Raw genomic sequence first — 12849 nt, 5'->3', positions numbered from 1 at the left:
CTGATTTTGCCCCGCCGGCGGTTGGGCTGAATTTGCCGCCGGCGGTTTTCGTCAGGCGCGGACCAGGGCCAGGACCTCGTCGCGGATCTTGGCGAGGGTGGACTCGTCGCGGGCCTCGACGTTGAGGCGGAGGAGGGGCTCGGTGTTCGAGGGGCGGAGGTTGAACCACCAGTCGGCGGCGGAGACGGTGAGGCCGTCCAGCTCGTCGAAGGTGACGCCCTCCTGGCCGGCGTAGGCGGCCTTGACCTCGGCGGTGCGGGCCGCCTGGTCGGCGACGGTGGAGTTGATCTCGCCGGAGCCGACGTAGCGGTCGTAGGAGGAGACCAGCTCGGAGAGCGGGCCCTCCTGGCCGCCGAGGGCCGCGAGGACGTGGAGCGCGGCGAGCATGCCGGTGTCCGCGTTCCAGAAGTCCTTGAAGTAGTAGTGCGCGGAGTGCTCGCCGCCGAAGATCGCGCCGGAGGCGGCCATCTCGGCCTTGATGAAGGAGTGGCCCACGCGGGTCCGGACGGGGGTGCCGCCGTTCTCGCGGACGACCTCCGGGACCGACCAGGAGGTGATCAGGTTGTGGATGATCGTGCCGGTGCCGCCGTTGCGGGCCAGTTCGCGGGCCGCGACCAGGGCGGTGATGGCGGACGGGGAGACGCCCTCGCCGCGCTCGTCGACGACGAAGCAGCGGTCGGCGTCGCCGTCGAAGGCGAGGCCCAGGTCGGCGCCCTCGGCCTTCACGCGCTTCTGGAGGTCGACGATGTTCTTCGGGTCGAGGGGGTTGGCCTCGTGGTTCGGGAAGGTGCCGTCCAGTTCGAAGTACATGGGGACCAGGTCGAGGGGGAGGCCCTCGAAGACCGTGGGGACGGTGTGGCCGCCCATGCCGTTGCCCGCGTCGACGACGACCTTCAGCGGGCGGATCGCCGTCAGGTCCACCAGGGACTTCAGGTGCTCGGCGTAGCCGGCCAGGGTGTCCTGCTCGGTGATGGTGCCCGGGACGGTGCCGGCGGGGATCTCCGGGGCGCCCTCGTCGGTCCACTTCTCGGCGAGCTCACGGATGGTGGCGAGGCCGGTGTCCTGGCCGACCGGGGCGGCGCCGGCGCGGCACATCTTGATGCCGTTGTACTGGGCCGGGTTGTGCGAGGCCGTGAACATGGCGCCGGGCAGGTCCAGCTTGCCGGAGGCGTAGTACAGCTGGTCGGTGGAGCACAGCCCGATGAGGGTGACGTCCACGCCGCGGGCGGCGGCGCCCCGGGCGAAGGCGGCCGACAGGCCGGGCGAGGAGGGCGCATGTGGAGGGCCGCATGTCGTGACCGACGACGATCGCGCTAGCGCCGGTGACCTCCACGAACGCCGCGCCGAACAGTTCGGCCAGCTGCTCGTCCCACTCGTCCGGTACGACGCCGCGTACGTCGTATGCCTTGACGATGTTCGAAAGATCTGCGGCCACTGCCTGCCCTCCTGAAGATTCCGTGCGGTGGAGCAAACCTACCTTGTACGGAGAGTGGCTTTTCAGACGATCCGCGTGTCAGGAGTCGGGCGAACGGAGGACGCGCAGGTGGCCGCGGCGCGTCTCGCCGGCCGTCGGCGCAGTCCCCGAGGAGCCTCCGGCCTCGGCCGCGCGCTCGGGCGGACGGGCCGCCTCACGGACGGCGTTGGCCAGGGCTTCGAGGTCGTCGCCGCTGCGCGCGGACGGGCCGGAGCCGTCCGACAGGCGGACGACCTCCCAGCCGCGCGGGGCGGTCAGGCGCTCGGAGTGCTCGGCGCACAGGTCATAGCAGTGGGGTTCGGCGTAGGTGGCGAGCGGACCGAGAACTGCGGTCGAGTCGGCGTAGACGTACGTCAGTGTGGCGACGGCAGGGCGGCCGCACGCGGTGCGCGAACAGCGACGTACAAGGCTCACGACGTTGGACGGTACCGCACTCTTGACCGGGCCGCGACGACTCGCCCCCCGGCCACTCCCCCGTGTCGTCTCCCGCGGGCGGTGACGAACAGGGGCAGCGAGTCCTTAATGGTGCGCGATCTTGGCCGGATCGTTCGGGGTGTGACACCGGTGCGACACCAGGTCGTGACCGGATCGAGGCCGTGGCGCGTCCTCGCGCGGGGGCTACCCTGCCGGGGTGACGGACAGTTCGCTTCCTCCCCGCCCCGCATCCGACGCGCCTGCCCCGCAGGAGCCCCGGCCCCGGCGGCGCGACCGCCACGGCCGTGGGATGCGCGGGCCGCTGGCCCCGCCGCAGGTGCCGCTGTCGGCGAGCAGGGCGGAGCTGTTCGGCGACCTCGTACGGGATTCCGTGGAGCGGCTGGAGCGGCGCTGGCCGCAGCTGGACGAGGTGGAGTTCGTGGTCGCGGACGTGCCCGGGCCGCCGGGCGGCCCGGACGGCGGCTGGAACGACGAGGCGGTGCCGCTGGGCGGGCTGGTGGAGGCCCGCGACGGGCGGCCGGCCCGGATCGTGGTGTTCCGGCGGCCGGTGGAGATCCGGGCGAAGTCGCGCGACGAACGGGCGCTGCTGGTGCACGAGATCGTCGTGGAGCAGGTGGCGGAGCTGCTGGGGCTCTCACCGGAGACCGTCGACCCCCGGTACGGGCAGGACTGAGCCCCCGCGCCGTACCGGGAGCCGGGCCCCGCTCAGCGGACCAGGACCGAGGGGTCCTCGACGGCGTGGGGGACGGAGACCCGGGAGCGGTCGTCCGCGAAGGTCTGGACGGTGAACATCGGGGCCCCCTCCTGGGGCAGCGTCAGCGTGCGGGCCGCGTACACCGGGCCGCCGGAGAGGGTCTCCACGGTCAGCGCGTAGGGGCCCTTGCCGCCGGCGGGGGCGGGCGTGGGGGTCACCGTCCGGGTGGTGCCCGCCTTGAGGGTGAGCTCCTGGACGGCGGGGCGGCCTCCCTCGGTGCCCTGGGAGGCGGTGACGCGGACCTTGGCGTCGGCGCCGCCGGAGGCGGTGAGCGTCAGGGTGGTGGCCTTGTCGTCGAGGCGGTTGTCGGTGACGGTGGCCCGCTCGCCGACCGGTGGGCTCGCCGGGATGAACGCCAGCTCCTGCTTGGCACCGGTGCCGCGGACGACCCGCAGCGCCGCCACCACCGGTACGGGCTTCTTCGGGTCGGCGGGGGCCAGGAGCAGGGAGCCGGCCTCGCCGCGGGTGAGGTCGGCCAGGTCCACGGTGGCCGTCATACCGGCCTTGACGTGCAGCTGCTCCTTGCCGGCCGGGCTGATGGAACCGTTCGGGCCGGACAGCTTCAGGAGCAGGTCGGCGTCGTCCTCGCCCGGGGCGAAGGCGACCAGCCGCACCGAGGTGGCGTCGGCCGGGATGCCGGGCAGGACCAGGGAGCCCGCCGGGCCGCCCGAGGCGGGCAGCCAGTCGGAGCCGACGCCGTCCTCGGCGATCTGCACGGCGGCGCCGACCCGGCCGGAGCGGGTCGTCACGTGCGCGGTGACGTCCTGGAGCTGGGCGTCGGCGGCGAGCGGGGGCAGCCACACCTTGGTGGTGGAGTGCGGCTTCACCTCCGTGACCTGGTCGGGCATGCCGGGCTTGGGCTTGAGCAGGCCGTCGGGGCCGTAGAGCTTGATGTCCACCTCGGCGGACGTGTCGTCGGGGTTGGTGAGGTGCACGTAGTCCTGGCGGCCCTTGGCGGTGCTGACGCCCGGGAACCAGAAGTCGGTGCCGGGCGCGGTGCAGGCGAGCCCGAGCAGGCCGCGCGCCTGGCCGACCGCGACCTTGGTGGTCTGCTGGGCGGTCCAGCCGGGGGCCATCACGCCCTGGGCCACACCCGTCAGCCCGGGCGCCTCGGCACCGGAGACGGTGGCCGCGACCGGCTTGCCGGGTTCCCTGGGTTCCAGGACGGTCTTGCCGTCCGTACCGGCCAGCCGTGCCGTGCCCTTGCCGGCGGCCTGGGCGGGGGCGGCCGGGGTGAGGGAGGTGTAGGTGGTGTCGGCGATGTCCGAGGAGCTGGGCGCGGGGCAGACCAGTACGGACCGCTCCACCGGCATCCGGGCGGCGGCCGCGCGCCGGGCGTCGGCGGCGGGGGCGGCCGTGGGGGCGGTGAGGAAGGCCAGGCCGCAGCAGGCGGCGAGGGCCGCCGTCACGGCCGCGAGCGTCAGGGGGGCGCGCTGCTTCACGGCTGGGGGCTCCCGTCCGGACGCGGGTGGTGCTGTCCGTAGGTGTCGTACTGCTGGGGCTGGGGCTCGTACTCGTACGGGTAGGGCTGCTGCTGGTGCGGGAAGGCGGGCTGCGGGCCCGGCTGGGCGTGGGCCCCGCCGTACTCCGGGTACTGCGGCGCCTGCGGGTAGGGGGGTGTGCCGGGTTGCCGCCGGTCGTGGCCGGCGCCGTACTGGGGGTCGTACGGGGGGTCGTAGGACGGTTCGTACGGCGCTTCGTACTGCGGTTCGTACGCCGGTTCGTAGGCGTAGGGCTCCTGGTAGGAGTACGCCTCCTCGCCGTACACCTGCTGCGCGGGGATCTGCGCGTACGGGTCGGCGGCCAGGGCCTGCGCCGCGGCCGGCTCGGGCTCCGCCTCGGGGGCGCCGCGGCGGCGGGCGCGACGGCCCTGGCCGCCGTCGCCGTCGGCGGAGGCGGGGGCGGTCTCCTCGGGGAGGTCGTCGTCGAGGCGGGCGCGGCGGCCCGGCAGGGCCATCACCAGCAGGACCAGGGCGAGCGCGCCCTGTGCCCAGTGCCAGGCGTCGCGGGTGACGGAGTCCTGGTGGACGAGGTCGAGGCGGCCGCCGCCCCGGGGCAGCTCGAAGCCCTGCGCCCAGCCGTCGAGGGTGACGGGGGTGAGGGGTTTGCCGCCGAGGGTCGCCTTCCAGCCCGGGTCGGCGCGGTCGGCGAGGCGCAGGGTGCGGCCGTCCTCGCCGGCCGGGATCTTCGCGTGGGCCTCGACGGGCCCGGCCTCGACGGCGATGGGGGCCTGGCCCTGCCGGGCGGGGACGATCGCGACGCGGGCGGGGAGCCGCTGGACCTCCCAGACGGCGGTGCCGTCGTCCTGGTGGTGCTGCTTGAGGCCGGGGGTGCCGTCGAGGGTCTGCCGCAGGGTGGCGGGGCCGCCGGGAGGCATCATCACGAAGCGGACGGCGAAGGCGCCCAGCTGCTCGGACTGGTCGGCGCCGGAGCCGGAGACCAGGCTGGAGACGGCCTGGGTGAGGCGGCTCTGGGCGCCGGCTTCGGCGAGGACCTCGGCGTCGCCGAGGCTGACGCCGCCGCCGCGGACCAGGGTGTAGGAGACGGTGGCGGGCGAGTCGCCGCCGAGGACGAGGGTGCGGGTGCGGTTGCTGTCGTCGGACTGGGCGGCGACGAACGCGGGGACCTGTACGGGGTCGTGGCGCCGGATCGGTCCGTCGGCTCCGGCGACGGTCCAGACGGCCGCCGCGAGCAGCGGGCCGGCGGCCGCGGCGAGGGCGATGAGGGCGGCGAGCGGCTGGCGCCAGCCGAAGCTGCGGGCGGCGACCCGCTCCTTGGCTCCGTCCGCGCCGAGCACGGCGGCGGCGATGAGGGCGAGGCCTTGGAGGAGGGTGGCGGGGCCGGCCCAGCCGGTGCGGTTCAGCAGGACGGCGAGGAGCAGGCCGGCCAGGGCGGCTGTCCAGGCGGTGGCGATGGCCAGGCGGCGGTCGGCGCGGAGCAGGGCGGCGAGGGCGGCGAGCAGGGTGCCGGCGAGGAGGAGCCCGCCGGAGGTGCCGGGGCCGCCGGGGTCGGCGGTGAGCAGGCCGAGGGGGGTGGCGGAGCCGCTGCCGTAGGGGAGTCCGGCCTCGTGCAGGAGGCGTCCGGGGTGGGTGAACAGGCTCAGGGACCAGGGGGCGAGGACGAGGACGGGTACGGCGAGGGTGGCGAGCAGCCGGGGGGCGTACGTCTTCCAGCGGGCTCGCCGCACCAGGAGCGCGGCGGTGCCGAGGGCTGCGGCGAGCGGCCAGACGACGGGGGTGAAGGCGGTGGCCAGGCTCAGCAGCAGGGTGTACGTCCACACCGCGCGCCAGGTGCCGGTGGTGTCGCGGTCGGCGAAGCCGAAGGCGGTGACGGCGGAGCGGGCGAGGAGGGGCAGGAGGATGGCGAGGACGGCGGTGCCGAGGCGGCCGCCGGCGAGGGCTCCGGTGACGGAGGGCAGGAAGGCGTAGGCGACGGCGGCCCAGGCGCGCAGCAGCCGGGACTCGGCCAGCGGCCGGGAGGCGAAGTAGGCGGTGAGGCCGGCGAGCGGGACGGAGCAGACGAGCAGGAGGGTCAGCGCGGCCTTGGTGGAGCCGAACAGCAGGGCGGAGACGGCTGCGAGGACGGCGAGGTAGGGGGGTGCGCCGGCGGTGGTGCCGGTGCCGGCGGGCTGCCAGTCGGTGGTGTAGCGGTGCCACAGGTCGAGGGCGCTCGCGGGGGCGGGGAGGAGGGCGCCGCCCATGAGGCTGCCGCCGCCGATCAGGGCGCGGCAGGCGGCGAGGGAGACGAGCAGGAGCAGGGCGAAGAGGACGGGGGCGGGCTTGCGGGCGATCCGCTTGAGCCGGGAGAACTGCTCGATCTCCAGGTAGTCGGCGTCGTCGCCGCCGGGCCCGGATTCGACGGCGCCGCCGTGCCGGCCGGTGGGGGCGCCTTCGGTGCCCTGGCCGGAGCCGAGGTAGGCGGCGAGCTGTTCGGCGCTCGCGCGCAGGGTGGCGCCGGGCGGGGGGAAGAGGGGGCGCAGTTCGGAGGCGGGGACGGCGGTCCGGCGGCGGGCCTTGCGGGCGGCGAGGACGCGGCCGGGGCGCAGCAGGGTGGCGAGCAGGCCGGTGAACTCGGCGGCGGCCTGGCCGGGGGCCTTGCCGATGAGGTAGCCGAGGGTGCGCAGGAGGGTGCCGAGGACCAGGCGCAGCAGTACGTAGGGCAGGGCGCGGCCGGGGGTGTTGGCCAGCAGGGTGTGGACGGCGCCGGCCTTGTCGACGCGGTGGGGGTCGACGGAGGAGCGTCCGGCGCAGTCGACGGTGCGGCGTTCCCGGGAGGCGGCTTCGGCGTGGCGCAGGACGGCGTCGGGGGCGACGAGGACGGTGTGGCCGGCGCTGTGGGCGCGCCAGCAGAGGTCGACGTCGTCGCGCATGAGGGGCAGGCGGCGGTCGAAGCCGCCGAGGGCGTCGTACACGTCGCGGCGCACGAGCATGCCGGCGGTGGAGACGGCGAGGACGGGGCGGACCTGGTCGTGCTGTCCCTGGTCCTGTTCGCGGCGGTCGAGGCCGGTCCAGCGGCGGCCGCTGCGGGCGATGGTGACGCCGGCTTCGAGGAGCTGCTTGGTGTCGTACCAGCCGCGGAGCTTGGGGCCGATGACGGCGGCTTCGGGGTTCTGGTCGGCGACGCGCAGGAGTTCGGTGAGGGCGTCGGGTTCGGGGGCGCTGTCGTCGTGGAGGAGCCAGAGCCACTGGACGGGTTCGCCGTGGGGGAGGTCGGGGAGGTCGTAGGTGTCGTCGCGCCAGGTGCGGCTCACGGGGTCCCAGCCGCTGGGGCGCTTGAGGTAGGGGAGGTCGTCGGGGGTGAGGGTGGGGGCGCTGCGGGCGGCCTCGTCGACGGCGGCGCCGAATCCGGTGCGGCGGGCGAGGTGCAGGACGTGCTCGTCGCCGAGGGCCTCGGCGAGGAGGCGGGCGGAGGCGTCGGAGCTGCCGGTGTCGGCGGCGACGTGGGCCTGCGCGGGGCGTTCCTGGGCGAGGAGCCCGGCGAGGGTCTGGGGCAGCCAGCGGGCTCCGTCGTGGGCGACGAGCACTGCGGTGACGACGTGCCGGGGGAACTCGGGGGCGGCGGCCGCCTGGTGGGAGACCGGCGAGTTGCTGTGCGGGGACATCGCGGTACGGGCCCTCCGGCCTGGGGATCCGGGGGTGGGGTGCCCTCGGAGGCTGCTGGACAGCGCCCCACACTAACGGCTGGGAAGGGGCGGGTCCGCCGCCTCCGGGGAAGGCCCTGAACGCGACGGTCCGCCTCCTGCGGGGAAGGTGCGGGAGGCGGACCGTTTGCTCTGTCTGCTGCGGTGTGCGGCGCTCGGCGGAGCGCGGTTGACCGGGGGTCGTCGTGGGCTGTGCGGCGGGTCAGACCGCTGCCTTCTTCAGGCGGCGGCGCTCTCTTTCGGACAGGCCGCCCCAGATGCCGAATCGCTCGTCGTTGGCGAGGGCGTACTCAAGACATTCGGAACGGACCTCGCAGGCGAGGCAGACCTTCTTGGCTTCGCGGGTGGAGCCGCCCTTCTCGGGAAAGAAGGATTCGGGGTCGGTCTGGGCGCACAGAGCGCGCTCCTGCCATCCGAGCTCCTCGTCCGCCTCCTCGACCAGCAGTTCCTGAAACAGCTCGGTCATGTGCGCCCCTCGCTCTGTCTGTGCGTCCCCGTGGTGTTGCCGTTACCGATCGCCAGGTAACGACACGAGTGAAATTACAAGTGCGTGGCTTCTGCCCAGTCAAGCCGAGATCTGCTATTGGGCGCCTTATTCACTCTGCGGAACCAAGCCTATACAGAAAGTGTTCATATCGCCAAAAATCGTGACAGAAGCCACCGGCCGCCGGCGAGTGGCCCCCTCTCTCCTGGGCGACGCGTCACTCCGTGGAGGGGTTGCAATCCGGCCGAAGATGCGGCGCGGATCACATTCCGGTCACGACTTGGCGTCGACAGGTTTGAGAGCGGCACCCGTCGGTTGCACCGCACATGCCCTGGCCTGAACTGCACAAACCTTTCTCCGCGCACAGTAACCGGATGAGGTGAAACTTTCCGCTCAATCCGGACATTGGGTTGACAGTCCGGCCTTCGGCCCGGTCTCCTTGTCCTCATGTCAGCGACCGCAGCCGCCAACCGGACCCCCATTCGTGGGTTCCTGTGCGCTGCCCAGGTTCGCTGTTGCTGTTGCAGCTGTTGATGCCCCCGGAGCCCCTCGGCTCCCCCGAGCACCGGCTACCCCCACAGCAACCGCCCCGCACGACTGACATACGTCGAGGACACCCCCCACGATGAACAGCGCCCCCGCCTCCACCGTCGCCGCCGCCCGCACCGCCCCTGCGCAGGCCCCCGCCCCGGCCCCCGTCGAGAGCGACCTGCAGATCGCCGGCGACATCCTGGCCGTCCAGCACCTCCTCCAGCCCGCCCGCGAACACCCGGTCACCGTCGCCGAGTTCGCCGGCCTCGCCCGCTCCATCGCCGAGGACCGCGCCAGCTGGGAGCACCTGGTCCAGTACGACGCCACCACCCGCTGGTACCACCGCCTGCGCACCGGCCCCGGCTACGAGGTCTGGCTGCTCAGCTGGGTCCCCGGCCAGGGCAGCGGCCTCCACGACCACGGCGCCTCCTCCGGCGTCCTCACCGTCCTCGACGGCGAGCTCACCGAGCACACCCCCCGCGGACGCCTCACCCACCGCGCCGGCGCCCAGCGCGTCTTCGCCCCCGGCTACGCCCACGAGGTCGTCAACGACACCCTCGAAGGCGCGGTCAGCCTGCACGTCTACTTCCCCGGCCTGACCGAGATGCCGATGCACAGCTGCTCCCCGGCCCACCCGGAGCACGTAACCGCCTGACAGACTGCGGTACATGCGCATTGTTGTTCTGGCCGGCGGTATCGGCGGCGCCCGTTTCCTCCGCGGACTGCTGTCGGCGGTCCCCGACGCGGAGATCACCGTCATCGGCAACACCGGTGACGACATTCACCTGTTCGGGCTGAAGGTCTGCCCCGACCTGGACACCGTGATGTACACCCTCGGCGGTGGCATCAACGAGGACCAGGGCTGGGGCCGCACCGACGAGTCCTTCACCGTCAAGGAAGAACTCGCGGCGTACGGGGTCGGACCCTCCTGGTTCGGCCTCGGCGACCGCGACTTCGCCACCCACATCGTCCGCACCCAGATGATCGACGCCGGCTACCCGCTCAGCGCCGTCACCGAGGCCCTCTGCGACCGCTGGCAGCCCGGCGTCCGCCTGCTGCCCATGTCCGACGACCGCGTCGAGACGCACGTCGCCGTCAACGACCCCGAGACCGGCGAACGCCGCGTCATCCACTTCCAGGAGTACTGGGTCAAGCTGCGCGCCTCCCTCGACGCCGAGGCCGTCGTCCCCGTCGGCGCCGAGCAGGCCAAGCCCGCGCCCGGCGTCCTGGAGGCCATCGCGGCCGCCGACGTCATCCTCCTCCCGCCGTCCAACCCGGTCGTCTCCATCGGCACCATCCTCGCCGTCCCCGGCATCCGCGAAGCGGTGGCCCAGGCCGCGGCCCCGGTCGTCGGACTCTCCCCCATCGTCGGCGGATCACCCGTACGCGGCATGGCCGACAAGGTCCTCGCGGCGGTCGGCGTCGAATCCACGGCCTCCGCCGTCGCCCTGCACTACGGCCCCGGACTCCTCGACGGCTGGCTCGTGGACACCTCCGACGCCGACGCCGTCGAGACGGTCACCGCCGCCGGCATCGCCTGCCGGGCCGTGCCGCTGATGATGACCGACACGGACGCCACCGCCGCCATGGCCCGCGCCGCACTGGAACTCGCCGAGCAGGCACGGTGAGCACACCCTCCTACGAGGTGCGCGCCCTCCCCGGGATCCCCGAGGTCCGGCCCGGCGACGACCTGGCCCGGCTGATCGCCGACGCGGCGCCCGGCCTGCGCGACGGCGACGTCCTGCTGGTCACCTCGAAGATCGTCTCGAAGGCGGAGGGGCGGATCGTACGGGCCGACTCACGCGAGGAGGCCATCGACGCGGAGACCGTACGGGTCGTCGCCCGCCGGGGCACGCTGCGGATCGTCGAGAACCGGCAGGGGCTGGTCATGGCGGCGGCCGGCGTCGACGCCTCCAACACCGAACCGGGCACCGTCCTGCTGCTGCCCGAGGACCCCGACGCCTCGGCGGCCGCCCTCCGCGACGGGCTGCGGACCCTGCTCTCCGTCGACGTGGGCGTGGTCGTCACCGACACCTTCGGCCGGCCCTGGCGCTCCGGGCTCACCGACGTCGCCATCGGCGCGGCCGGGGTGCGGGTCCTGGACGACCTGCGCGGCGGCACCGACGCCCACGGCAACCCGCTGAGCGCGACGATAGTGGCGACGGCGGACGAACTCGCCGCCGCCGGGGACCTGGTCAAGGGCAAGGCGGCAGGGCTCCCGGTGGCGGTCGTCCGCGGACTCGGACACCTCGTCGGCGGCGCCTCCAGCGCCCGCGACCTGGTCCGGGCCCCGGCCGACGACATGTTCCGGCTCGGCACCTCGGAGGCCGTGAGGGAAGCCGTCACCCAGCGGCGCACCGTCCGCGCCTTCACCGACGAGCCCGTCGCCCCCGGCGCGGTACGGCGCGCGGTCGCGGCGGCCCTGACCGCCCCTGCCCCGCACCACACGACGCCGTGGCGGTTCGTCCTGCTGGAGTCGGCCGGCGCCCGGCTGGAGCTGCTGGACGCCATGCGGGACGCCTGGATCGCCGACCTGCGGCGCGACGGCAAGTCCGAGGAGTCCATCGCCAAGCGGGTACGGCGGGGAGACGTGCTGCGGAACGCGCCGTACCTGGTCGTGCCGTGCATGGTGACGGACGGCGCCCACGACTACGGGCACGCCCGGCGGGACGCCGCCGAGCGGGAGATGTTCGTGGTCGCGACCGGCGCGGGCGTGCAGAACTTCCTGGTCGCGCTGGCCGGGGAACGGCTGGGTTCGGCGTGGGTGTCCTCGACCATGTTCTGCCGGGACGTGGTGCGGAAGGTGCTGGGTCTGCCCGAGACGTGGGACCCGATGGGCGCCGTCGCGGTGGGCCACCCGGCCGGGGCGCCGGCGGAGCGGCCGGGGCGGGCGGCGGAGGACTTCATCGAGGTGCGGTAGCGCCCTCCCGTCCCTCCCCCTTCCCGTCCCGCCGGCCCTCCGTCCCGCCGTCCCGCCGTCTCAGATACGGCTGATGTCGCTCCGGTACATCCGGGGGGCGCGGCGGGGCGGGGTGCGGCCCGCCAGGAGGATCAGGCGGGCCGCGCGGTGGCGTTGACCCGCGTACGGGGCCAGGAGCTCCAGCATGACCTCGTCGTCGGCGTCGCGGTTGCCCGTCAGGGCGTAGCCGATGATGCCGGGGAGGTGCAGGTCGCCGGTGGTGACGGCGTCCGGCGCGCCGTTGCTGCGCTGCAGGGTCTCGGCGGAGGTCCACGGCCCGATCCCGGGGACGGCCTCCAGCCGCGCGGCCGCCTGCGGCAGCTCCATCGCGGCGGCCTCCTCCAGCCGGGCCGCCACCCGGGCGGCCCGCACGATGGTGTCGGAGCGCTTCAGGTCCACCCCGGCACGGTGCCAGTCCCAGGAGGGGATCAGCGCCCAGGCGCGGGCGGAGGGCATCACGTACAGCCCGCCGGGGCCGGGCGCCGGCTCGCCGTGCCGGCACACCAGACGGCGCCAGGAGCGGTAGGCCTCGTCGGAGGTGACCTTCTGCTCCAGGACGGTCGGGATCAGCGACTCCAGGACCAGCCCGGTCCGGGTGAGGCGCAGGCCGGGACGTCGGCGGTGGCTGGCGTGCACGAGCCGGTGCCGGGGCACGAAGGCGGCGGGGTCGTCGTCGGCACCCAACAGCGCGGGCAGCCCGTCCAGCACCCAGTCGGCTCCCGGCCCCCACGCCTCGGCGTCCACCCCGTCCGGGGTCACGGCGACCCGGAGGGTGGCCGGTCCGGCGGGCGTCCGGGTGGCCCGCCACACGGAGCCGTCGGGGGTCGTCCGGAAGGTCGGGTCGCCGGGCCCCCGGCGGAGCGGGCCGAGCACCAGCCCGAGGTCGACGGGCGCTTCGGGCCGCCAGAGCCGCCGCACCCCACCCCCGACGGCAGCCCCGTGCCCTCCGGGCACGGGCGTCCGCCCGGCCCGCAGGTCGGTACGGGTCGGGGGGTCGAATCGGCCGGCCATGCTTCGAGGGTAGCGGGGGGCTGTGACAGCCCGTGCGGGCCCGCCATCTCCCCCGCGAGGG

The 12849-nt window shown here is 74.5% G+C and carries 10 protein-coding genes and 1 pseudogene; 5 read left to right on the top strand and 6 right to left on the bottom strand.

Translation table 11 applies throughout. The features are described from left to right. Positions 1-51: 51 nt before the first annotated feature. A pseudogene (locus VR44_RS10900) lies at positions 52-1360 on the bottom strand (phosphomannomutase/phosphoglucomutase). Here VR44_RS10900 and VR44_RS47025 point away from each other — a divergent pair. Further along, the gene (locus tag VR44_RS47025) at positions 1295-1450 is read left to right on the top strand and encodes a hypothetical protein (protein ID WP_245691672.1); all 156 of its coding nucleotides are present in this window, start codon (positions 1295-1297) and stop codon (positions 1448-1450) included. The pseudogene VR44_RS10900 and the gene VR44_RS47025 sit on opposite strands and share 66 nt — an antisense overlap. Before the next feature lie 63 nt (positions 1451-1513). On the opposite strand, the gene VR44_RS10895 is transcribed toward VR44_RS47025, so the two are convergent. Further along, positions 1514-1888 (bottom strand): DUF3499 domain-containing protein, encoded by a 375-nt coding sequence (locus tag VR44_RS10895; RefSeq protein ID WP_045947228.1) that lies wholly within the window; start codon positions 1886-1888, stop codon positions 1514-1516. 217 nt (positions 1889-2105) lie between these two features. Between VR44_RS10895 and VR44_RS10890 the strand changes: the two genes are divergently transcribed. Beyond that, positions 2106-2582, top strand: a complete 477-nt coding sequence (locus tag VR44_RS10890; protein WP_384757389.1) for a metallopeptidase family protein — start codon at positions 2106-2108, stop codon at positions 2580-2582. A gap of 32 nt (positions 2583-2614) precedes the next feature. On the opposite strand, the gene VR44_RS10885 is transcribed toward VR44_RS10890, so the two are convergent. The 3 genes from VR44_RS10885 to VR44_RS10875 form a co-directional block, all read right to left on the bottom strand. After that, complete coding sequence (locus VR44_RS10885) at positions 2615-4105, bottom strand: DUF5719 family protein (RefSeq protein ID WP_045947226.1); 1491 nt, start codon at positions 4103-4105, stop codon at positions 2615-2617. Beyond that, positions 4102-7764 carry a glycosyltransferase family 2 protein gene (locus tag VR44_RS10880; RefSeq protein WP_045947225.1) on the bottom strand — a complete coding sequence of 1221 codons (3663 nt, stop codon included), beginning with the start codon at positions 7762-7764 and terminating at the stop codon, positions 4102-4104. The genes VR44_RS10885 and VR44_RS10880 overlap by 4 nt, the downstream gene beginning before the upstream one ends. Before the next feature lie 241 nt (positions 7765-8005). Continuing rightward, positions 8006-8269 (bottom strand): WhiB family transcriptional regulator, encoded by a 264-nt coding sequence (locus VR44_RS10875; RefSeq protein WP_003983763.1) that lies wholly within the window; start codon positions 8267-8269, stop codon positions 8006-8008. Between the two features lie 643 nt (positions 8270-8912). Between VR44_RS10875 and VR44_RS10870 the strand changes: the two genes are divergently transcribed. From VR44_RS10870 to VR44_RS10860, 3 genes are read left to right on the top strand one after another with little or no spacing between them, the layout of a single operon-like run. After that, positions 8913-9473, top strand: a complete 561-nt coding sequence (locus tag VR44_RS10870) for a cysteine dioxygenase (protein WP_245691669.1) — start codon at positions 8913-8915, stop codon at positions 9471-9473. A 13-nt stretch (positions 9474-9486) separates the two neighbouring features. Then, positions 9487-10446 carry a 2-phospho-L-lactate transferase gene (cofD, locus tag VR44_RS10865; protein ID WP_045947224.1) on the top strand — a complete coding sequence of 320 codons (960 nt, stop codon included), beginning with the start codon at positions 9487-9489 and terminating at the stop codon, positions 10444-10446. Beyond that, a complete protein-coding gene (locus VR44_RS10860) occupies positions 10443-11738 on the top strand; it encodes a coenzyme F420-0:L-glutamate ligase (RefSeq protein WP_045947223.1) in 1296 nt (431 codons plus the stop codon). The genes cofD and VR44_RS10860 overlap by 4 nt, the downstream gene beginning before the upstream one ends. A 60-nt stretch (positions 11739-11798) precedes the next feature. On the opposite strand, the gene VR44_RS10855 is transcribed toward VR44_RS10860, so the two are convergent. After that, positions 11799-12788, bottom strand: coding sequence for a DNA-3-methyladenine glycosylase family protein (locus VR44_RS10855; protein ID WP_045947222.1), 990 nt, complete (start codon positions 12786-12788; stop codon positions 11799-11801). Positions 12789-12849: the final 61 nt, after the last annotated feature.

Origin of the sequence: Streptomyces katrae (assembly GCF_000966975.1) — a bacterium.
Classification (GTDB): domain Bacteria; phylum Actinomycetota; class Actinomycetes; order Streptomycetales; family Streptomycetaceae; genus Streptomyces; species Streptomyces katrae.
This window is presented reverse-complemented; position numbering and strand designations above follow the sequence as displayed.

Excerpts from the sequence above, each read along its gene's own strand:
- VR44_RS10880 (WP_045947225.1), bottom strand. The coding sequence starts at position 7,764 with ATGTCCCCGCACAGCAACTCGCCGGTCTCCCACCAGGCGGCCGCCGCC.
- VR44_RS10875 (WP_003983763.1), bottom strand. The coding sequence starts at position 8,269 with ATGACCGAGCTGTTTCAGGAACTGCTGGTCGAGGAGGCGGACGAGGAG.
- VR44_RS10870 (WP_245691669.1), top strand. The coding sequence starts at position 8,913 with ATGAACAGCGCCCCCGCCTCCACCGTCGCCGCCGCCCGCACCGCCCCT.
- cofD (WP_045947224.1), top strand. The coding sequence starts at position 9,487 with ATGCGCATTGTTGTTCTGGCCGGCGGTATCGGCGGCGCCCGTTTCCTC.
- VR44_RS10855 (WP_045947222.1), bottom strand. The coding sequence starts at position 12,788 with ATGGCCGGCCGATTCGACCCCCCGACCCGTACCGACCTGCGGGCCGGG.